The sequence below is a fragment of the Proteus faecis genome, assembly GCF_030286765.1.
Classification (GTDB): Bacteria; Pseudomonadota; Gammaproteobacteria; order Enterobacterales; family Enterobacteriaceae; genus Proteus; species Proteus faecis.
In genome coordinates, this window is the sequence record NZ_JASVWV010000001.1 from 121,533 (window position 1) to 143,055 (window position 21,523).

General features: G+C 37.2%; 19 protein-coding genes. 6 read left to right on the plus strand and 13 right to left on the minus strand.

Annotated elements, in window-relative coordinates:
* Nucleotides 1-55: 55 nt before the first annotated feature.
* The 5 genes from yciH to pgpB all read right to left on the minus strand — a co-directional run bounded on the left by yciH (nt 56) and on the right by pgpB (nt 3,538).
* Nucleotides 56-379 (minus strand): stress response translation initiation inhibitor YciH, encoded by a 324-nt coding sequence (gene yciH, locus QSH13_RS00540; RefSeq protein ID WP_109397370.1) that lies wholly within the window; start codon nt 377-379, stop codon nt 56-58.
* The gene (gene pyrF, locus QSH13_RS00545; protein ID WP_109397369.1) at nt 380-1,114 is read right to left on the minus strand and encodes an orotidine-5'-phosphate decarboxylase; all 735 of its coding nucleotides are present in this window, start codon (nt 1,112-1,114) and stop codon (nt 380-382) included.
* Nucleotides 1,115-1,159: 45 nt separating this feature from the next.
* Entirely contained in the window at nt 1,160-2,329 is a 1,170-nt protein-coding gene (lapB, locus tag QSH13_RS00550) for a lipopolysaccharide assembly protein LapB (RefSeq protein WP_109397368.1), read from the minus strand.
* Between the two features lie 12 nt (nt 2,330-2,341).
* Entirely contained in the window at nt 2,342-2,599 is a 258-nt protein-coding gene (locus tag QSH13_RS00555; RefSeq protein WP_268842906.1) for a LapA family protein, read from the minus strand.
* A 219-nt stretch (nt 2,600-2,818) separates the two neighbouring features.
* Nucleotides 2,819-3,538 (minus strand): phosphatidylglycerophosphatase B, encoded by a 720-nt coding sequence (gene pgpB, locus QSH13_RS00560; protein ID WP_109397366.1) that lies wholly within the window; start codon nt 3,536-3,538, stop codon nt 2,819-2,821.
* Between the two features lie 266 nt (nt 3,539-3,804).
* Here pgpB and ribA point away from each other — a divergent pair, with 266 nt between their 5' ends.
* On the plus strand, nt 3,805-4,404 hold the full coding sequence (gene ribA / locus QSH13_RS00565) for a GTP cyclohydrolase II (RefSeq protein ID WP_109397365.1): 600 nt from the start codon (nt 3,805-3,807) through the stop codon (nt 4,402-4,404).
* A gap of 241 nt (nt 4,405-4,645) precedes the next feature.
* Nucleotides 4,646-5,461 (plus strand): MetQ/NlpA family lipoprotein, encoded by an 816-nt coding sequence (locus tag QSH13_RS00570; RefSeq protein WP_286038683.1) that lies wholly within the window; start codon nt 4,646-4,648, stop codon nt 5,459-5,461.
* A gap of 55 nt (nt 5,462-5,516) precedes the next feature.
* Here the strand turns inward: QSH13_RS00570 and QSH13_RS00575 are convergent, their stop codons facing one another.
* Nucleotides 5,517-6,926 (minus strand): LbetaH domain-containing protein, encoded by a 1,410-nt coding sequence (locus QSH13_RS00575; RefSeq protein WP_286038684.1) that lies wholly within the window; start codon nt 6,924-6,926, stop codon nt 5,517-5,519.
* A gap of 204 nt (nt 6,927-7,130) precedes the next feature.
* Nucleotides 7,131-9,803, minus strand: coding sequence for an aconitate hydratase AcnA (acnA, locus tag QSH13_RS00580; protein WP_109406335.1), 2,673 nt, complete (start codon nt 9,801-9,803; stop codon nt 7,131-7,133).
* Nucleotides 9,804-10,022: 219 nt separating this feature from the next.
* Here acnA and QSH13_RS00585 point away from each other — a divergent pair, with 219 nt between their 5' ends.
* On the plus strand, nt 10,023-10,853 hold the full coding sequence (locus tag QSH13_RS00585; RefSeq protein ID WP_286038685.1) for a hypothetical protein: 831 nt from the start codon (nt 10,023-10,025) through the stop codon (nt 10,851-10,853).
* Between the two features lie 61 nt (nt 10,854-10,914).
* On the opposite strand, the gene cysB is transcribed toward QSH13_RS00585, so the two are convergent.
* The 3 genes from cysB to topA form a co-directional block, all read right to left on the minus strand.
* Nucleotides 10,915-11,889: an HTH-type transcriptional regulator CysB gene (cysB, locus tag QSH13_RS00590; protein ID WP_006536954.1), complete on the minus strand. Its 975-nt coding sequence runs from the start codon at nt 11,887-11,889 to the stop codon at nt 10,915-10,917.
* A gap of 237 nt (nt 11,890-12,126) precedes the next feature.
* On the minus strand, nt 12,127-12,651 hold the full coding sequence (gene sodC, locus QSH13_RS00595; protein WP_196544532.1) for a superoxide dismutase family protein: 525 nt from the start codon (nt 12,649-12,651) through the stop codon (nt 12,127-12,129).
* A 155-nt stretch (nt 12,652-12,806) separates the two neighbouring features.
* Nucleotides 12,807-15,404 carry a type I DNA topoisomerase gene (gene topA, locus QSH13_RS00600; RefSeq protein ID WP_109397359.1) on the minus strand — a complete coding sequence of 866 codons (2,598 nt, stop codon included), beginning with the start codon at nt 15,402-15,404 and terminating at the stop codon, nt 12,807-12,809.
* Nucleotides 15,405-15,711: 307 nt separating this feature from the next.
* Between topA and QSH13_RS00605 the strand changes: the two genes are divergently transcribed.
* Complete coding sequence (locus QSH13_RS00605; RefSeq protein WP_109397358.1) at nt 15,712-15,960, plus strand: YciN family protein; 249 nt, start codon at nt 15,712-15,714, stop codon at nt 15,958-15,960.
* 473 nt (nt 15,961-16,433) lie between these two features.
* On the opposite strand, the gene sohB is transcribed toward QSH13_RS00605, so the two are convergent.
* Entirely contained in the window at nt 16,434-17,480 is a 1,047-nt protein-coding gene (gene sohB / locus QSH13_RS00610) for a protease SohB (RefSeq protein WP_109397357.1), read from the minus strand.
* A 213-nt stretch (nt 17,481-17,693) separates the two neighbouring features.
* Between sohB and QSH13_RS00615 the strand changes: the two genes are divergently transcribed.
* Nucleotides 17,694-18,455 (plus strand): YciK family oxidoreductase, encoded by a 762-nt coding sequence (locus QSH13_RS00615; RefSeq protein ID WP_194294846.1) that lies wholly within the window; start codon nt 17,694-17,696, stop codon nt 18,453-18,455.
* 25 nt (nt 18,456-18,480) lie between these two features.
* Nucleotides 18,481-19,071 carry a cob(I)yrinic acid a,c-diamide adenosyltransferase gene (gene cobO / locus QSH13_RS00620; protein WP_109397355.1) on the plus strand — a complete coding sequence of 197 codons (591 nt, stop codon included), beginning with the start codon at nt 18,481-18,483 and terminating at the stop codon, nt 19,069-19,071.
* A 23-nt stretch (nt 19,072-19,094) separates the two neighbouring features.
* Here the strand turns inward: cobO and QSH13_RS00625 are convergent, their stop codons facing one another.
* Together QSH13_RS00625 and rluB are read right to left on the minus strand one after the other, a co-directional pair.
* Nucleotides 19,095-20,045, minus strand: coding sequence for a hypothetical protein (locus tag QSH13_RS00625; protein ID WP_196544531.1), 951 nt, complete (start codon nt 20,043-20,045; stop codon nt 19,095-19,097).
* 179 nt (nt 20,046-20,224) lie between these two features.
* Nucleotides 20,225-21,148, minus strand: a complete 924-nt coding sequence (gene rluB, locus QSH13_RS00630; protein ID WP_109397353.1) for a 23S rRNA pseudouridine(2605) synthase RluB — start codon at nt 21,146-21,148, stop codon at nt 20,225-20,227.
* Nucleotides 21,149-21,523 lie beyond the last annotated feature (375 nt).

The following is a 21,523-nucleotide window of genomic DNA, read 5'->3' on the forward strand; positions in this document are numbered from 1 at the left end:
ATAGGTGACAATGTCACCTATAATCTTATTGATGGACGCACTGTTTTACTATAAATTAACCACCAGCAAGTTTAACTTTCATTCCTTTGGCTTCTAATAGCGATTTAATTAAATCACGCTTATCACCTTGGATCTCAATTAAACCGTCTTTGACACTACCACCACAGCCACATTTTTTCTTCAGTTCAGCCGCTAGTTTGGCTAACTCTGCATCATCCAGATCAATACCTGAAACGACACAAACCCCTTTGCCTTTACGTCCACTAGTTTGGCGCTGAATACGCACAATACCATCACCAGCAGGTCGTACTGGCTTTTGCGCTTCTTCTTTTATGCGACCTGTATCTGTGGAATAAACCAAACGAGAGTTATTATCCATTTACATACCTTGTATAGAACGATTAATTTGTCGCAATGTTTCAAGAGGATTATCACTACGTGTGATCGGTCTACCAATCACCATATAGTCAACGCCCGCTTTAATCGCTTGCTCTGGCGTCATTACACGACGCTGATCACCAACATCACTTCCTGCTGGGCGAATACCCGGAGTCACTAATAAGAAATCATCACCACAAACTTGTTTAAAACGTGTTGCTTCATGTGCAGAGCAGACAACACCATCAAGACCACAAGATTTGGTCAGTAACGCTAAACGCTCTGCTTGCTCAGCAGGCGTTAATGTTATTCCCAATTCAATTAAATCAGATTGATCCATACTGGTAAGTACTGTCACTGCGGTTAAAAGTGGTGCATCTTTACCAAATGTCACAAGACTCTCTTTGGCGGCACGCATCATACGACTGCCACCACTTGCATGAACATTGACCATCCATACACCTAAATCAGCAGCGGCGGCGACAGCTCTTGCAACGGTATTTGGAATATCATGAAATTTTAAATCTAAGAAAATATCAAACCCTTCTTTTTGTAATTGAGTCACAAATTGAGGTCCAAAACGAGTAAACATCTCTTTACCAATTTTTAAACGACAAGATGAGGGATCAATACGCTGTGCAAAATCTAATGCACTTTTTTGGTCTTCATAGTCTAGTGCCACAATTACGGGCGCGCAGGTAAGCTCGGGCGATTTTTTATCACAATGAAATGACATTTTAGGGCCTTTATTTATAGAGAGACTATTAAAAAAGTGACATCGTCACTGACCATCTAAACCGCGAATAGGTTTAACGGTATCCCATGAACGACAGGATGGACAATGCCAATATAATGCATGAGAGGTAAAACCACATTTATGGCAACGATAATCTGGTTTCGTGCGAATTTGTTCCCCCACCATATAGCGCAATAAGATAAGACTCTCTTTGGCTCGTCCTTCTTCCGCTTCAGCTAAATGGTAACGCATTAAACGATAGAATAGGCGCATGGTTGGATGACGTTCTAATTGGCGATTAATGTATAACTGGGCCGCTTCAATACCTTCTTTAGCTTCAATAATGTCAGCAAGGTAAAGCTCCGCAATTGCGCCACAATTACTATCTACACATTGACGTAAATAAGTTTCCCAACGAGAAGTATCACCTTGGGCTTGGAAACATTCAAAAAGCATAGGTAAGGTTTCACTGACCATCTCTTTATCTTGCTCAATAACTTTCATTAAAACATCAATAGCTTTTTGTTTATCATCACGAGCAATATAGATACGACCATACATAATTGAAACCCGGGCACAAAGAGGATCCATTTGCCCTGCTTTTTGCAACAAATTAAGCGCACTATCAAGATTATCACTGCTCATTTCTTGAAGTGCCAATTCACAATAAAAATGTGAAATTTGCTCTTTTAATTCATGCTGACCTAATTTAACCAGTTTTTCAGCCGTTTCTATAGCTTTTCCCCAATCACTGGTTAACTGATAAATAGCCAACAAGGATTGTAGAGCACTTTGGCGAAATTCTTGTTCATCTATAAGTTGCTGAAACATATTTTCAGCACGATCGTAAACACCCGCCGCCACATAGTCACGACCTAACTGTTGAACAGCAAGTAGACGTTGATCAAAGGAAAGCGCAGCACTTTCCATTAACGATTGGTGAATACGAATAGCGCGTTCGACTTCGCCACGAGAGCGGAAAAGATTACCTAAAGTAAGATGTGCTTCAAAAGCAGAACTATCTTCTTTAAGCATTTCAAGGAAAAGATCAACTGCTTTATCTTGTTGATCAGAGAGTAAAAAGTTAACACCTGCCACATACTCACGTGACAGGCGATCGGCATTCTGCTGTTTGTCCTGTTGAGCGCCACGACGCCCCATATACCAGCCGTAAGCCGCCGCGACAGGTAATAACAGAAACAGCAATTCTAGCATCAGCTATCGTCCTTATTTCGTAGCAGAAGCAACCGTTGGGCGACTTTCTTGGCTTTCTTGTTTTGTTTGGGCGCTTTCAAGACGTTTAATTTTACGCTTTGCTCGGCCTAGTGATAAGCGCACACGTAGATAAAAAACACCACTTACAATCCAACCAAGTACAAAGCCCACACCAAATAGGGTAGCTAACAAGGTAGAAATACGATATTCACCTTGAGCAATAAGGTAATTAAATGTGACTACCTGATCGTTATTTGAGCCTAAAGTCATGGCAATCACCACGATGGCAAGAACAAGAATAACCAAAATAAAAAGTAGGACTTTTTTCACATTATTTCCTTTTTTATTCTCTTTTCTTTAGTAGACAGATAAAGGTAGCATTTTCACTGCGCATAAAGAAAGTCATTTCTTAGAATCATCTGATTTTCGTATATTTTTTCACATAAATACCGAAAAAGACATTCTGTATCTCAAAAATAAGGGCTATCGTCAGGATTTGAGCAATAAACGTCGCTCAATCACCTTAAATGCACACCAAACCAGCACTGTGCTGATAAGAATACCGACAATCACATCAGATGCCCAGTGCATTCCTAATACAATACGCCCTACCGTGACATCTATCCCCCATAATAACCCGAGTGACGCTAAAAAATAATGACGGCACAACATAAAAAGGACAAAAACAAATAATGCGAGGGTGGCTGAAAATAAACTATGACCAGATGGGAAAGCATAACCCGTTTCAGCTTTCCAATATTGAAGTTGCCATTCAGGGATCACCGATGAGTTAACTAATCCATTTTGGAGTAATTGTGCTCGCTCAGGTCTTGATACTTGATAAAAATCCTCAGCGCTAATGTGCAAATTTTCACTCACCCAAACAACATAAGGACGAGGTTCTTTTACTGTATTTTTAACCGCAACCTTAATTAATTGGCCAATAGATAATGTAACAATTATTATCACTGCCAATTGAATAAAATGATTACGTTTTAATTTCAAGGCGATAAAGAGTAACGCCAAAAAAACAATAACCGTCACAGCTCCCCAAGGTTTCGCAGCACTATCTGCTATCCATAATGTACTTATGCCACCTAAAGGGTGATCGGTAGGTTGCCATTTCCAACCCAATATCAACACTACACTTGGTATGATTAAGAGCAACATACTACCTAATAGAATCAACTTTGTTATTTGCTTACTCAATACATTGTCCCTTCTTAAATACAAATGTTATCTTCTGCTTACAGCTAAAGGTTATCAGTATAAACGATGCAAGTTTAGCAATAAATCATTATGCAAGAAGGCACAAAATCTGATAATTTGTACGGGTGTGAATTTATAAGTGTGTGTTATCCCATTTCCTTGCCTATCAGACATGGAAGCATTTCAGTGTTTTATTTCTCTTTGTTCTCGTTATAAAGTGTATAATCTTGAACGAGAGTTTCACCTGAAATTATGAGTCAAAAATAATGAAATTAAGACGTATCGCAGAAGCAAAACTACCTACTCCTTTTGGTGAGTTTTTAATGGTTGGTTTTGAAGAAATCGCAACAGGTAAAGATCATGTCGCCCTTGTTTATGGCGATATTTCAGGCTCAGAGCCTGTATTATCTCGTATTCATTCAGAATGTTTAACGGGTGATGCTTTATTTAGCTTACGTTGTGATTGTGGTTTCCAACTTGAAGCCGCACTTTCACAAATAAGCAAAACAGGTCGTGGCGTATTACTTTATCATCGTCAAGAAGGCCGAAATATTGGGTTACTAAATAAAATACGCGCTTATGCGTTACAAGATAAAGGCTTAGATACCGTTGAAGCAAACATCGAGTTAGGGTTTAAAGCTGATGAACGCGATTTTACCCTTTGTGCTGATATGTATAACCTATTAGGTATTCATGAAGTTCGATTATTAACCAATAATCCGAAGAAAATTGAAATCATGAAAGCGGCGGGAATTAATGTTATTGAAAGAGTACCTTTGATTGTCGGACGTAATCCAAGTAATGCACATTATCTTGATACTAAAGCCGATAAGATGGGTCATCTTTTATTTAAAAAAGCACAGTAATACAGTAACTGCACGACATTCATTATTTTCAAATCCGAGCCTGAGTTGCTCGGATTTTTATATGTGCCTTTTATTCTAAACCTTGTAAATATATTCACTATCTATTTTCTTATATCTTATTTTTAGGTCTTTTTTATCATTAAATTATATCATGTGAAAATTTGTCATATGCAATTTCATTGACTCCCCATCAGTTCCTAAGTTATTTATTAATAAATAAATTTTTATAGGAATACATTATATGCTATTACATTTTTCAGGTAGGATTTTAGGCGCACTATTATTAGCTGGAACATTATTAACAGGGTGTGATAATAGCGATAAAAACAACTATTCAATCAAAGTTGGTGTCATTAATGGAGCAGAACAAGATGTAGCTGAAATCGCCAAAAAAGTCGCAAAAGAAAAATATGGCTTAGAGGTTGAATTGGTAAGTTTTAGTGGTTCTTTATTGCCTAATGATCCCACTGCAAATAAAGAGCTTGATGCCAATGTTTTTCAACATCGCCCTTTTCTTGCCCAAGATAATCAATCTCGCGGTTATAATTTAGTGGATGTCGGTAATACCTTTGTTTTTCCTATGGCGGGCTATTCAACTAAAATTAAACATCCTTCGGAGTTAAAATCCGGCGATACCATTGCAGTACCTAATGATCCAACTAACTTAGGTCGTGCCTTACTATTATTAGATAAAGAAAAACTGATCACATTAAAGCCCAATAGTGGTTTATTACCTACCGCTATCGATATCATTGATAATCCGCTTAAATTAAACATTATGGAATTAGAAGGTGCTCAATTACCACGTGTTTTAAACGATCCTAAAGTTACCGTTGCAATTATTAGTACCACGTACATCCAACAAATTAACTTATCTCCGACAAAAGACAGTATTTTTATTGAAGATAAAAACTCTCCTTACACCAATATTATTGTGGCAAGAGAAGACAATAAAGACTCTGACAATGTACGTGATTTTATTAAAGCTTATCAATCCCCCGAAGTGGCAACAGCCGCTGAGACTATTTTTAAAGGTGGTGCTATTCAGGGGTGGTAAACGCAACTTATAATTTATCAGGTCACTTATAATCAGTGACCTCTTTATTTAATAGTTATGACCCAAAATAAAACTTTAATTTATTATTTTCATCTGCTTTAATTGATACTTTAAGATCATTACCATATTGATCATATATAATACAATTCATTTCTTTATCTTCCCTACTGGATGTAAATGCTTTCCCATATTCTACACTATAGCTCCAGAAACATAACCCACTCTCATTTTTTTCTGATGTGACTGGAATTAAAGTATCAGGTTTAAAATGAAATTCCTTAGTGTAATAATAAGGCGCTAATGGAATTTCTTTAATATGATTATCAGTCGAAGTGCTAATTATCTGATAATTACCTTTTTGAAAATAATGAAAAGATTTATTTTCTTCACATTCTACACTCTTAGTTACCGTTTTATTATTGCCGTTAAACCTTAGATAATATTTCGTCAAGACATCACCTGATGTTTCTACATTTTTTTCTATTTTAGGATTTACCAACGGATTTATGTCTACATCTGCTTCTGTAAATATTTTTTTGGGTGCGACATCCAGCGTGATAAAGTTTAAATAATCACTGTAATTATTTTTAAATGCTGTAGTATATTCTTTTCCTTTAATGTGAGTTTGTGCGCATACATTAAAGGTGTCTATCACTTTATTAACAGAAAGATAAATAACACAAGTGGATGCATCTGGGGAGTTCATTATTACTTCTTTACTGCTTGGAAATACAAACCCATTATCTTTATCAGATAAAGAAATATTATTATTGTTAATAATAGGAAGGTTTTTTTCATTTACAATATGTACATTTCTATAAATATCTTCTTTGGATATTTTTATGATACGACCATTTTTATCTAAAGCTTCTATATAAATAGTAATAGGCACCTGATGTCTACCATTAACATATGCAGTCGCTATTTCATCATATTTATTAATATAAATATAAAACGCTCTTAGGCTATCAATATCATCCCAAGAGCCAGGTTGGCTATCAATAAACTCATCTTCCGATACAATCGTACTGCCCTCAATAGTCGCATAACCAGTCACCCAACTGTTTTTTTCAATTATTGCATCACCACGAACAATAGCCAATCCTGATACTTTAGCATTATCTTTAATAACAGCATTATCATATATCACAGCGTTATCAGATATTGTCACATTATCTTCCACTAACACATTACCATAAATCTCTGCATTGTCTTTTACTTTACTATTTCCCTTAATTATTGCATTACCGTGGATCTTCACATTATTCCTGATAATTGCATTACCAGTGACTTTAGCATTACCAAATACCATAACATTATCAAAAATAAAACAGTTATCTTCTCTACTTAAATTACTTTCATTTTCTATCCATCCTCCTGGACTATCCGTATATACTCTTCTAATTCTATATAAAGTAACACCATTATATTCTTTTTTTTCATTCGTTATTTTATATTTCTTCATAAATACCTCGATAATAAAAATCTGTTAATATTGTTATATTAACTTAACGCTCATTAAAAATACGTTTAGCATTTAATGATTAGTTTATAGTATTAAATGAAGTCATTTGTCGATATTATTAAATATAAAAATATTCTATTAAAAAAGAAGGCGAAGAATTAATTCATCATTCTTCGCCAACTAATTAATATCTACTAAATTATTTTATAGCATATTACGAATAACATAATGCAAGATCCCACCATGTTCAAAATAAGCTAACTCTGTTTGTGTATCAATACGGCAACGAGCCATGATAGTTTCACGGCGATCATCTGCAAAAGTGATATTTACAGCAACATCTTGACCCGGTGTTAGTGAGTTAAGACCTGTTATCTCAATTTTCTCATTCCCTTTTAAGCCTAATGTTTGACGAGATACCCCTTTAGGAAACTCTAAAGGTAATACCCCCATACCAATTAAGTTAGAACGGTGAATACGCTCAAAAGAGCCTGCGATGACAGCTCGCACGCCTAATAAACGCGTTCCCTTCGCCGCCCAATCTCGGCTAGAGCCAGAACCATATTCACTACCAGCTATAATCACCAGTGGCGTATTTTCTTGCTGATAACGCATGGCCGCATCATAAATAGCCAGTGTTTCGCCTGTTGGAATATGCTTGGTAAAACCACCTTCAACGCCTGGTACCATCTCGTTACGAATACGAATATTGGCAAATGTGCCTCGCATCATTACCTCATGATTACCGCGTCTTGATCCATAAGAGTTAAAATCTTTCGGCTCAACACCATGTTCACGTAAATAACGTCCTGCAGGACTATCCGCCTTAATATTACCTGCGGGTGAAATATGATCAGTTGTCACTGAATCACCTAAAATAGCCAGAATACTGGCTTGATGAATATCTTTAATCGGAGCCGGCGTTTTTGACATTCCTTTAAAGAAAGGAGGATGTCGAATATAGGTAGAATCTGGTTGCCAATCATAAACAGGAGTATCTTGTATTTGCAGTGATTTCCATGTCTCATCACCTTCAAACACGGCGGAGTACTCTTTATGGAACATTTCTGTTTTCACTTTTTCGACAGCATCCGCAATCGCCTTACTGTCTGGCCAAATATCTTTCAAATAAACAGGCTCACCCTGTTTATCTTTACCTAATGGCTCTTTAGTAAGATCGATATTCATATTTCCTGATAAGGCATAAGCGACCACTAAAGGTGGCGATGCTAACCAGTTGGTTTTCACTAAGGGATGAATTCGACCTTCAAAGTTACGGTTACCAGATAATACAGCCGCAATAGTTAAGTCATTATCCTTAATCGCACTTTCAATCGGTGCTAATAAAGGTCCTGAGTTACCAATACATGTTGTGCAACCATACCCCACAAGATTAAACCCTAATTTATCAAGATAAGGTGTTAGTCCTGCTAAATTAAGATAATCCGTAACCACTTTAGAGCCTGGAGCCAAAGAAGACTTAACCCAAGGTTTACGCTGTAATCCTTTTTCTACCGCATTTTTAGCCAGTAATCCGGCGGCCATTAATACATTAGGGTTTGATGTATTGGTACATGATGTGATTGCTGCAATAACGACAGCACCATCAGTTAACTCAAAGGCTGGATAATCATCAATTTTTACTTGTGGAAATTGCGCCAGTGGTTTCTTGTTGGTTTCAAGATCGAGTGCAGCTTTAAATGCCTTAGGTACGCTCGGTAAATTAACTCTATCTTGAGGACGTTTAGGCCCAGCAAGGCTTGCCTCGACGGTTCCCATATCTAGCGATAATGTTGATGTAAAGATAGGTTCATCACCAGCATGTCTCCATAGACCTTGCTCTTTGCTATACGCTTCAACAAGTGCAATCTCTTGCTCTTCACGTCCTGTTAAACGCAGATAATCAAGAGTAATATCATCTATTGGAAAGAATCCGCAGGTCGCACCATACTCTGGTGACATATTCGCGATTGTTGCACGGTCGGCTAAAGGTAATGATGCTAGACCATCACCATAAAACTCCACAAATTTACCCACAACACCATGAGTACGTAACATCTGCGTGACAGTTAATACCAGATCAGTAGCGGTGATCCCTTCACGTAATTTCCCTGTCAGTTTAAAGCCAACAACATCTGGAATGAGCATAGAGATAGGTTGGCCTAACATTGCGGCTTCTGCTTCAATGCCTCCCACCCCCCAACCTAATACACCAAGGCCATTGATCATGGTGGTATGAGAGTCCGTACCGACTAAAGTATCAGGGTAAGCCACATGATGTCCATTTTGCATTTCAGACCAAACAGCTTTGCCTAAATACTCAAGATTTACCTGATGACAAATTCCTGTCCCTGGTGGCACAACCCGAAAGCGTTCAAAGGATTGTTGTCCCCAACGTAAAAAAAGGTAGCGTTCATAGTTACGCTCCATTTCAATCTCTACGTTTTCAGCAAACGCATTTTTACTGGCATATTCATCAACCATAACTGAGTGGTCGATCACTAAATCAACAGGTGATAATGGATTCACTTTATCCACTTGTCCACCCAAAGATTTCACAGCTTCACGCATAGCCGCTAAATCAACAACTGCGGGTACACCGGTAAAATCTTGCATCAATACTCTTGCCGGTCGATACGCAATTTCACGTGATGCATGAGCTGTTTTTTGCCACTCAACTAGTGCTTTAATATCTTCGTCAACAACTGTATCACCGTCGAGATAACGCACTAAGTTTTCTAATAACACCTTCAGAGATTTAGGAAGGCGGGTAATATCACCTAATTGGCGGGCAACTTCTGAAAGACGGTAGTACTCATATTTTTGAGATCCGACTAAGAGCGTGGAATGACTCTCTTTTTTCAAACGTAACGACATAGCTCCTCCTTCTTATTTTTATACTGACAGCATGTTTAAACTATCAAGATAGGTAAGGTTATTTATTAAACATACCATATAACGCTGAATTTCGCTTAAAGACCACACAATTTGTTAACACGATGTTATTGCTATCATGTTGTTAATAAATTTTGGTCTCTAGATTTTCACTTAATTAAGTTTTAATGAAGGAGGTATAACGACGTAAGGATAATATTTATGAATAATAAGCAATCTGATTTACTCAAAAACATTATGAATGCTGATCACTATTTTGCGGAGCCGGTTACTCCTCCTTTTCCACAAACCTTATCTATGAATGCATTGCACTCTCAAAATATAAAAGATACAGAAGGTTTAGTGCAATTTATCATCGCATCACCAAAACCTTTTGAGCCTTCCGAAATAGAAAAAATGTCACAACTCAAAAATATTCAAATTGGACTCATTTCTATTATGGCAAACCACCTTGCCGCATTAAAAAAAGAAGATAATGAAGCCTATTATCGCCCCGAACATTGGTTAGATACTCTCAACCATTTACCACTACTAGGACACAATAAAGTTGAGACTAAGAAACTTCATAAACAAACCTTTGATTTTTCTGTTGCTCAAGCATTTATTCAATTATTACTAGGAGCTGCAATCAATGCCACTTCTCCTGCATTTGGAGAATTTATTGATTTTTTACGAACTCAAGGACAAAAAATAGAAATCGGCTTACGAAAGTCATTAGACAGCTATCAAACAATAACTGTTGCGGGGATCACGGAGATCCTCAATCATAATAATCATCTTATTTTTGTTCCAAAGCTGAAAATTTTGAGTCTACGTTTTTCTTATCAATCAGCGAAAATGCTTCTCGCCAGTTGTATAGGTAGTAAATTTACTCTCTCTTTAGAGTACACCACCATTACCTCTATTTTTGATATGAGTGCTCTTGATGATCCGCTGATTAATCAGCAGTTTTATGATTTTCTGAATAAGTATCGTCAGCTAAGTATTGCAAAGTCAGACGCTTTTTTTAGTGGGGATTTTTATTTGAAATGAGTCATCACAACAATTAGGTTTATGAACACGCTTGAAGGCGGGAATAACCCGCCTTTCAGTATTACACTAATGGTAATTCAATATCTTTAAATAACTCTTCAATCTCTTCATTAGTTCGTAACGCAACAGCTTGCTCAATCAAATTACGTGTAAGATGAGGAGCAAAACGCCACATAAAATCATACATATAACCACGTAAGAAACCACTACGACGAAATGCAATTTTAGTGGTGCTATAACTAAACTTATCACGCATATCAATAGCAACTAAATCACTATCGAGTACGGGATCAAATGCCATACTGGCAATCACACCAATACCTAAATGCAGTCTCACATAAGTTTTAATGACATCCGCATCAGTCGCAGTGAAAACTATTTTAGGTTTTAACCCTACTTTACCGAACGCATCATCAAGATCTGAACGTCCTGTAAAACCTTGGGTATAAGTAACGATATCGTAATCCGCAAGTTCTTTTAGTGTCACTTCTCGTTTTTGTGCCAATGGATGATCTTTTGACACCACTACAATACGGTTCCAACGATAACAAGGTAGCATCACTAAATCGTTATAAAGATGCAGTGATTCTGTCGCTATCGCAAAATCACTTTTACCTCTGCATACATCTTCAGCAATTTGCGTTGGCGAACCTTGGTTCATATGCAATGAAACATCTGGATAGCGCTCAATAAATCCTTTTATTACAGGAGGTAATACATAACGAGCTTGCGTATGCGTTGTTGCAATCGATAGTGAACCTCTATCAGGGTAAGTGTGTTCACCCGCAGCTGAGCGAATAGCTTCCGTTTTTGATAAAATCTCTCGGGACAGCCTTACAATTTCTTCACCCGCCGGTGTCACATGCGTTAAATGCTTACCACTACGAGAAAATATTTGTATACCTAACTCATCCTCTAACATGCGAATTTGTTTACTTATTCCCGGTTGAGATGTATACAAACGCTCTGCCGTGGTCGAAACATTTAAATCGTTATTCACCACTTCAACGATATAACGCAACTGTTGTAATTTCATGGAGAGGCTATCCCTTCAACAAAAGACTTATTATTCCGTTATTCTATTTATATTCATATAACTAAAAAGAATAATAAAGATGTAATTTATAACCACTATATCATTTATTTCATTTCGGTCTAACGTAATTAATAGCGTTATTTAGATTTTGTTATATCAAATAGTTATAAGCTATAAATAAGAATAAAAAAAGCCGACCTTAGTTGTCAGCTTTTATTCCATAATAGTGGCACTAAATTATTTAATCACACCACATGCCATTCTTGCGCCACCACCGCCAAGAGCCTCAGGAGCATCAGAATAATTGTCGCCTCCCACATGCACCATGATTGCTTTATCTTTCACTTGCTCAAGCTTAGTAAGTTTTGGGGCTAATACTGCGTAATCAGCTACACCTTTGTTATTTACAACTAATCCTGGTAAATCACCTAGATGCCCATCTTTATTATAAGGCCCCAAATGAACACCGACTTTTTCAGGATCTAAATGCCCTCCTGCTTTTAAAGCCGGCACAGGTTTGCCATCTTTCATATCTGGCTCACAAGAACCATTAGCATGAATATGAAAGCCATGAATGCCCGGTGTTAATCCAGTGAGTTTAGGTGTAAATAACAGCCCATAATCAGTTTCAGTGATAGTGACAACGCCAATATCGTTGCCTGCACCTGTCGGTAAAGCTTCTTTTAACGTAACATCTAACGTTGCAGCACTTGCCACAGAAGTGAAGAGTAAGCTAGATAGTAACAAAGGCATCAGTTTCATAGTATCTCCGTCTTATTATTAGCAAAGTAAAACATCAGACAAATAGAAATTAACCATTAATACTGTTTTGGTGTATTTAATTAGCATACCTTCTTAATACAAAAAAGCGACTAACTCTCATTAGTCGCTTTTTTATTCACCACGTAATGCCAATGTTATTTGGTTTTTTCAACCCACTTGCCATCGACATAAAATGCGGACCAACCTGTTGCCTTACCCTCTTTCTCTGAAGAAACATATTGCTGTTTTGTTTTACGACTAAAACGTACAATAGTTGGGTTTCCTTCAGGATCAGCCACTGGGGCTTCTGCTAGATAACGCATTTTCTCTGCTAAACGGTCTTTAAAGCGCACCAGTTCTTCTACTTTTGGTGCTCGCGTTTCTCTTGATTTAGGAAACGTGTTCGCCGCTAAGAATACACCCGCTGCGCCGTCTCGTAAGACAAAATAAGCATCTGATTTTTCACATGGTAATTCAGGAAGTGGAACTGGATCTTCCTTAGGTGGTGCAATTTCACCGCTTTTTAAGATCTTGCGAGTATTTTTACAGTCGTCATTAGTACAACCCATGTATTTACCAAAACGCCCCATTTTTAGGTGCATTTCAGAGCCACATTTATCGCACTCAATAACTGGACCTTCATAACCCTTTAAGCGGAATTCACCTTCTTCAACTTCATAACCATCACATGCAGGGTTATTACCACAAACATGTAATTTACGATGTGTATCAATCAGGTAACTATCCATTGCAGTGCCACATTTCGGGCAACGACGACGTGCACGTAATGCGTTAGTTTCTGCATCTTCCCCTTCAAGAATATTTAATAATTCATCTTCTGGGATCAGATTAATGGTTTGTTTACAACGCTCTTTAGGTGGTAAAGCATAACCCGAACATCCTAAGAATACGCCTGTTGTTGCCGTTCTAATTCCCATATGACGAGAACAAGTTGGGCATTCAATCGACGTGATCACCATTGGATTTGGTCGCATTCCACCTTCTTCAGGATCTTTTTCAGCAACCTCTAGCTGCTGACTAAAATCGGTGAAGAACGCATCTAATACTTCTTTCCAGTTTTCTTCATTATTGGCAACATGGTCGAGGTGGTCTTCCATTTGCGCAGTAAAATCGTAATTCATTAAATCGCTAAAATTCTCTTCTAAGCGATCGGTTACAATTTCACCCATTTTTTCTGCATAAAAACGACGGTTTTCAACTTTCACATAACCACGATCTTGAATGGTGGAGATGATAGATGCATATGTTGAAGGACGGCCAATACCACGTTTTTCTAATTCTTTAACTAACGTCGCTTCGCTAAAACGTGCTGGTGGCTTAGTAAAGTGCTGAGTAGGTTCTAACTCAGCTAAAGCCAGTTTTGCCCCTACATCAACTGCAGGCAAAGTTTTATCTTCATCTTTATTACGCATCGCTGGCATGACTTTCGTCCAACCGGCAAAACGCAAAGTGCGACCTTTAGCACGGAGTTTATAATCACCTGCTTCGACGGTTAATGTCGTTGAATCGTATTTTGCTGGTGTCATTTGACAAGCAACAAATTGATTCCAAATCAGTTGGTATAAACGTTTGGCATCGTTATCCATATCTTTTAAAGATTCTGCGATAACGTTGATATCAGAAGGACGGATAGCTTCATGCGCTTCTTGAGAATTTTCTTTGCTTGAATAAATATTTGGCTCTTTCGGCAAATATTTAGCGCCAAAATTCTCATTGATATAATCACGCGCCATTTGAATGGCATCCTGACTTAAGTTTGTTGAGTCAGTACGCATATAGGTTATATAACCTGCTTCATAAAGGCGTTGAGCAAGCATCATCGTCTTTTTCACACCAAAGCTTAAACGCGTACTTGCCGCTTGCTGTAAGGTTGATGTGATAAGCGGTGCACTTGGTTTACTTGATGTTGGTCTATCTTCACGATCTTTTACCGTGAAGGCCGCATTTTGTAATGCCTTAACCGCAACCTGAGTTTCATCAGATGAAACTGGGTTGAAGGCTTTATCATGATAATGCGTGACTTCCATACGCAATGGCTGCTCGTCAGGCGTTAACAGTGATGCATGTAATTGCCAGTATTCTTCAGGAACAAAGGCTTTAATTTCACGCTCACGTTCAACTAAAAGACGCACAGCAACTGATTGCACTCGACCCGCAGATAATCCACGAGCCACTTTTTTCCAAAGTAAAGGTGAAACCATATAGCCCACAACACGATCCATAAAGCGACGTGCTTGTTGCGCGTTAACGCGATCTATATTTAACTCACCTGGAGTTTGGAAAGCTTGTGTAATGGCATTTTTAGTGATTTCGTTAAAAACCACTCGACTAAATCGTTCATCATCACCGCCGATAACTTCGCGTAAATGCCACGCGATAGCTTCTCCTTCGCGGTCAAGGTCCGTTGCGAGATAGACATGATCAGCTTTCTCAGCCAATGCTTTTAGTTCAGCCACGACTTTTTCTTTGCCGGGTAGAATTTGATAGTTCGCATTCCATCCATTATAGGGATCAACCCCCATACGGCTGACTAAGGCTGATTTCTCATCCTTTTTAACTTTTTTCACGCCTTTCGTGGCGGATGAGTTTTCGCTCTTCTGGCTGCCAGAACCACTCTTGGGCAAATCACGAATGTGACCCACGCTAGATTTAACCACGTAGTCATTGCCAAGATATTTATTGATCGTTTTGGCTTTAGCCGGGGACTCCACGATAACAAGAGCTTTACCCATAATTACCTTTACCTAATTAAACTTTGTTATGACGGTATTGTTTAATACCCTCAACTAAGAAAATGTTTAAAATCTCTTTTTTATATTGCGTTAGTTTTGCAATATATCAACCTGTTTTTATTCAAAGCTTTTGTTTGAGCTCAAAACTCATGACTTTTTTTGAGGTATTTTAATCACCTCACAGCTTTGATCAGGAACAGGCAAATCATTGTTTGCTACATATAGAGTAGCTAAGCTTTTAAAAATGCCACACTCTACCTGATAAAAAGTGAGGCGCAACAAATTATTTTTCTAAGGAGCACATATTATGTCAACACAAACTACACCGATTACAACAGAGATGCTACTTGAAAAAGCGAATAAAATCATATGTGAACATGAAGATTATTTACAAGGTATGCGTGCTGATTCAGTTGAACAGAAAGGTAATGTCCTCGTATTTAAAGGCGAATTTTTTTTAGATGAACAAGGTTTACCTACAGCAAAAAGTACCGCAGCATTCAATATGTTTAAGCATTTAGCTCATGTGTTATCTGAAAAATATCATTTAGCATAAGTCATCTTCGTGATTATTTTTTATTGACTAAAGTAGATAAACTTACTCTTTATTGATAACAAAAAAGAGACTTTGCTTGCCAGTTATTGCCTTCATCTAGATACCAATAACTGGCATAATTAAACGAAATAAAAGAATAAAAACTCACTTTTATCGTAAGGTGGCATTGTCTGTCATATCTTAATTCACGATTACACTTACCTATCAATACAATCAGTAATATCAATTATTTTTATTTTCTGTTTACAGCTATATTGAATGCGCCTAGAAAGAGGAAATATTTATCCTGTTTTTATAAGTAATATCAATTATTTCTCTGATTGCCAGTGACTTTTTCACTGGCTTTTTTTTGCCTTAGCAAAATAAAAGTAAGAATATTTATTCGGCAAGTTTAGGGATCGTATTTAAGTCAGGAAGGATGATATCAGCGATAATTTGTATCACTGATATCATGTATTACATATTTATTTGGCTTATAGAAGTGGTTTTTTGCTTCTTTGTACCCAACGCATCATCAATTTATCAATGCTTTCCATTGCACCACTTGTAACGCGCTCAACCATTTTCTTTTTGGTAACATATTGGACAGAGAGAACTTCAAAGTCATTAATATGATTGATCAACCAATCATCACTCACGCCAACCTCATCAATTAAACCTCTATTTAGCGCTTCTGAGCCGTACCAATATTCTCCAGTTGCAACACTATCGATATCAAGTTGTGGGCGATATTTATGCACAAATGATTTAAACAATAGATGCGTTTCATTTAAATCTTGCTTAAATTTTTCACGGCCTTCTTCGGTATTTTCACCTAACAAGGTCAATGTTCGCTTATATTCGCCAGCAGTATGTAACTCAACATCAATATCATTTTTCTTAAGTAAACGGTGAATGTTAGGGATCTGAGCGACAACACCAATCGAACCAATAATCGCAAATGGCGCAGCAACAATTTTATCTGCCACGCATGCCATCATATATCCCCCGCTAGCAGCCACTTTATCGACAACTGCGGTCAGTTTAATCCCTTTTTCTTTTAAACGTGTTAATTGAGCTGCGGCTAATCCATATCCGTGAACCATACCACCCGGACTTTCTAAACGCAGTAACACTTCATCATTTGCTTGTGCAACAGAAAGAATGGCACTAATTTCTTCACGTAATGCCCCCACTTCGTGTGCATCCATACTACCGTTAAAATCAAGCACATATAAACAAGGTTTTACAACGCCTTTTTTACCTTCTTTTGCATTGTTTTTACTCTGTTTATTCTCTTTTTTCTGCTGTTTTTTAAACGCTTTATACCAGACTTTTAATTCAGCATCGTCCATTTTTGCTTGTTGCATAACACGCTGTTTTTCTTCGTAAGCTTCAGCAAGATCTGTAACTCTTAACGTCCCTTTACGATTTTGTTTTTTATTTCCAATCACAACGAAAAACAACACGATAGCGATAATCGCCACCACAACAGTGACAATTTCTGCTAAAAACAACCCATATTGCAAAATATACTCCACAAAGACCTCTTTTTAAGGTTAATAACACTGACTAAAACCAATATGCCTAGTTTAACGAAATTCTGCTTTAGCGCCAGCAACAAAGGCATGATTATGTTTAATACCATAAAGAAAATAGCCATAAATTGTAAACAAAAAATCTAGCAAAACTGGTCGCTAGGCAAATAAGACGTTACACTTTATTTACTTTTTACTAGACAGGATATCAATATGTTGCAATATCAACCCGATCATAGCGTGCTAAAAGATAAAATTATTCTAGTAACAGGTGCTGGTGATGGTATAGGAAAAGAAGCCGCACTAACTTATGCGCAATATGGCGCAACACTTATCTTATTAGGACGTACTCTATCAAAACTGGAAGATGTTCAAGAAGAAATCATCACATCAGGTGGTCAACAACCCATGTTATATCCACTTGATCTACTTACAGCAACAGAGAACGACTTTCAACAGTTTGCTGACACGCTCGTTAAGCGTTTCCCCCATCTCGATGGTGTATTACAAAACGCAGGCTTATTAGGCGTTATTGAGCCTATTATTAATCAACCAAGTAACCTTTGGCATGATGTGATGCAAGTCAACGTCAATGCAACTTTTATGCTCACGAAAGCACTATTACCATTGATGCTCAAGGCACCTCATGCAAGCCTTATTCTTACTACATCCAGCGTTGGTCGCCGAGGCCGCTATGGCTGGGGAGCTTATTCTGTTTCTAAATTCGCTACAGAAGGCTTTATGCAAATACTTAATGAAGAATATAACGAAAGTACCTTACGTATTAACTGTATTAATCCTGGTGGCACTCGTACCGCAATGCGGGCAAGTGCATTCCCTGATGAAAATGCACAAAAACTAAAAACACCTAAAGATTTGATGCCGTTATATCTCTATTTAATGAGTGATGACAGTATTGATGTGAAAGGACAATCTTTAGATGCACAACCCGGTCGTAAAGCGGGTCCCGCTGAATAACGTAATTTAAGTTTAAGGTAGCACAATGAATAATGCACAACACCAAAAACGCCAACAACGTTTAAAAGAAAAAGTCGATACCCGAATTGAGCAAGCTCAGCGAGAACAAGGCATTGTGATAATTTTTACCGGTAATGGTAAAGGAAAAACAACTGCAGCAATGGGCACAGCGACACGTGCAGTAGGTCATCAAAAAAAGGTCGGTGTTGTGCAATTTATTAAAGGTACGTGGGAAAACGGTGAACGTAATCTACTGGAACAGTTTGGTGTACCTTTCTATGTGATGGAAACAGGATTTACTTGGGAAACTCAAGATAAAAGTACAGATACAGTTGCCTGTTTAAATACTTGGCAATATGCACTCAAACTACTTAATGACCCAGAATATGATCTAGTTATTCTCGATGAAATTACTTATATGATTACCTTTAACTATTTACCATTAGATGAAGTTATTTCAGCTCTTAGTTCTCGCCCTGCCCATCAAAATGTCATTATTACCGGAAGAGGCTGCCATAGAAAATTAATCGAGTTGGCAGATACAGTGACAGAAATGCGTCCTATTAAACACGCTTTTGATAGTGGGATAAAAGCACAAAAAGGCATAGATTGGTAACCACTATGTAAAGAACTCGAATATTAAATAAGAATGGGCTCCCCTAAAATACCAGCACCAAATATACGCCCATTTTTTTTAATAAAATCTAAATACATCTCTCTATCAACAAAAATCTGACGTCTTATTTGTTGATCATAAAGTATTGCCATTTTCATGATATGTTTATGATACTCACTATAAAATAATTTTCTTTCTGAAGGATCTCTTGAGGTTAAATATTTTTTAACTACCTCCTGAATGCTTATCGCTTCTTTCATCAATTTTTCATCATTGAAGCTAAAGTTATCTTCTAACGGAGATAAATCATCTGTTCGTGTATTATTTTCATCGATCCAATTAAAATTATCTTCTGCTATATATTGAGTTAATAAATCATGCTCAGAATAAAATTTAATACCATAGGGAAATTTAATGATATATTGGTAAAAATCATCTTTTGTAAAACATTTGGTCAATGTACTTACTTTTTCATTACCTTCCCAATCAGATAAATAAGTAGGTAGTGGTTCATCGATTGGAATATCACAACTAAAAATATTATTATCAATAAAGAGAGAATCAGAACTATTAATCGCACCTTTTAAAAGAATACCATTTACCCATACAGTACGTTCATCTATACGGATTTCCTCAGATGGAGGATATTCTTGTTTAAATAACGTGGTGAAACTATAATAGATATCTCTATTGGGATTAATTATTCCTCCACGGTTTCCGGGATAAACCATAAATATACTTTGTTTACCTTGACTATCAACAAGTATATGTTCGCCATTATTAAGTTTAATTTTTTTTACTTCACCTTTCCCCATCACAAATTTAGTATTATCAATTTTAAACTCTAAAGGTTCCAATTGATTATTGTTGATGTAGAAAACACCATTTTGTTTTTCTCTTATTGCAGGATAATCACATCCTGTTACTAAAGAGGTTATATATAACACAGTAATTAAATAAAAATAACGATACATATTATTTTGAATACCTTATCGTTAAATATAAAGTTATTAATAAATACGTCCTAATAGTGTCATCATAAATAGATTTATAAAAAAAAGAAAGTAGTCAAAAAAATAATCGCCCTATTAAAATAGGGCGATTATTTTCAAAATGACATTTTAATTTAAAATAATAAATAATTATTCGTTTATTATTTTTTATTTCCTGCTGATTGACGACGACTTGATGCTCTTTTAGCAGGTGATGTTGAAGTGCGTGTTGAGATTTTAGTATGACGCTTAACCGCACGACGGATCTGATTCGCTTTGATGCGACGCTGATCTTTTTCCACTGCAACTTTTGTTACTGTTTCGTCGTTTAATTCAACTAACTGACGTAAATAGTTGATTTGAGCTAACCCCAGTTCAACCCAGCCACCACGCGGTAAACCTTTTGGCAAATCAATATCACCATAACGAACACGAATAAGACGGCTAACTTGTACACCAACAGCTTCCCACATACGACGAACTTCACGGTTACGTCCTTCAGTAAGTGAAACATTGTACCATTGATTAATCCCTTCCCCACCACGGTAAGAAACCGAACGGAATGAAGCAGGACCATCTTCTAATTGTACACCTCGCGTTAATTGACGAATTTTCGCATCATCGATTTCACCAAAAACACGAACTGCGTATTCACGCTCAACTTCACGGCTAGGGTGCATTAAACGGTTAGCTAATTCACCATCTGTTGTAAATAACAGTAATCCACTAGTATTGACATCAAGACGACCAACAGCAATCCAGCGAGCACTGTTAAGGCGAGGAAGACGTTGGAAAACAGTTGGACGACCTTGTGGATCACTGCGAGTACACAGTTCCCCTTCAGGTTTATAATAAGCAAGCACACGACAGACATCTTTTTGTGCTTCACGAATATTTAGAATGCGACCATCTAAGCGGATTTTTGCTGTAGTGGTGACATCAATACGATCACCTAATTTCGCTTTTGTGCCATCAATGCTGATACGTCCCTCTTGAAGATAACCTTCAATTTCACGGCGAGAACCGTGACCAGAACGAGCAAGGATTTTTTGTAATTTTTCAGTGCGTTGCGATTTATCGCTCATGAAACAACCTCATGTGTCGCCTTCACAGGCGTCATAAAATAGAATTAATTTTTAAAAATCAATCAAATAAAAATAACCCATGTTTATTAATATAAGAAATAAACACAGGTTTATTGATTCAATAGTGAACAATATTGACGCTTTTTCACATCAACAGTGTGATAAATAGTGGCGACAAAGCGATGTCGGTAAAAACCTAACGACAATTAGCCGTTTGTCTGCAAATCGAGTTATTGTATTTAGCGTCTAAAATACGCGTTGATATAACCGATTTCAAAAACAAACACCGTGATTTTTATCGCAATGTATAAATTTAACACAAGCGATAAATCCCTTCACCTTTTATCTCTTTATCTCGTGATAAATTTCTTCACT

Excerpts from the sequence above, each read along its gene's own strand:
- yciH (WP_109397370.1), bottom strand. The coding sequence starts at position 379 with ATGGATAATAACTCTCGTTTGGTTTATTCCACAGATACAGGTCGCATA.
- pyrF (WP_109397369.1), bottom strand. The coding sequence starts at position 1,114 with ATGTCATTTCATTGTGATAAAAAATCGCCCGAGCTTACCTGCGCGCCC.
- lapB (WP_109397368.1), bottom strand. The coding sequence starts at position 2,329 with ATGCTAGAATTGCTGTTTCTGTTATTACCTGTCGCGGCGGCTTACGGC.
- QSH13_RS00555 (WP_268842906.1), bottom strand. The coding sequence starts at position 2,599 with ATGACTTTAGGCTCAAATAACGATCAGGTAGTCACATTTAATTACCTT.
- ribA (WP_109397365.1), top strand. The coding sequence starts at position 3,805 with ATGAAATTAAGACGTATCGCAGAAGCAAAACTACCTACTCCTTTTGGT.
- QSH13_RS00570 (WP_286038683.1), top strand. The coding sequence starts at position 4,646 with ATGCTATTACATTTTTCAGGTAGGATTTTAGGCGCACTATTATTAGCT.
- QSH13_RS00575 (WP_286038684.1), bottom strand. The coding sequence starts at position 6,926 with ATGAAGAAATATAAAATAACGAATGAAAAAAAAGAATATAATGGTGTT.
- acnA (WP_109406335.1), bottom strand. The coding sequence starts at position 9,803 with ATGTCGTTACGTTTGAAAAAAGAGAGTCATTCCACGCTCTTAGTCGGA.
- QSH13_RS00585 (WP_286038685.1), top strand. The coding sequence starts at position 10,023 with ATGAATAATAAGCAATCTGATTTACTCAAAAACATTATGAATGCTGAT.
- cysB (WP_006536954.1), bottom strand. The coding sequence starts at position 11,889 with ATGAAATTACAACAGTTGCGTTATATCGTTGAAGTGGTGAATAACGAT.
- sodC (WP_196544532.1), bottom strand. The coding sequence starts at position 12,651 with ATGAAACTGATGCCTTTGTTACTATCTAGCTTACTCTTCACTTCTGTG.
- topA (WP_109397359.1), bottom strand. The coding sequence starts at position 15,404 with ATGGGTAAAGCTCTTGTTATCGTGGAGTCCCCGGCTAAAGCCAAAACG.
- QSH13_RS00605 (WP_109397358.1), top strand. The coding sequence starts at position 15,712 with ATGTCAACACAAACTACACCGATTACAACAGAGATGCTACTTGAAAAA.
- cobO (WP_109397355.1), top strand. The coding sequence starts at position 18,481 with ATGAATAATGCACAACACCAAAAACGCCAACAACGTTTAAAAGAAAAA.
- QSH13_RS00625 (WP_196544531.1), bottom strand. The coding sequence starts at position 20,045 with ATGTATCGTTATTTTTATTTAATTACTGTGTTATATATAACCTCTTTA.
- rluB (WP_109397353.1), bottom strand. The coding sequence starts at position 21,148 with ATGAGCGATAAATCGCAACGCACTGAAAAATTACAAAAAATCCTTGCT.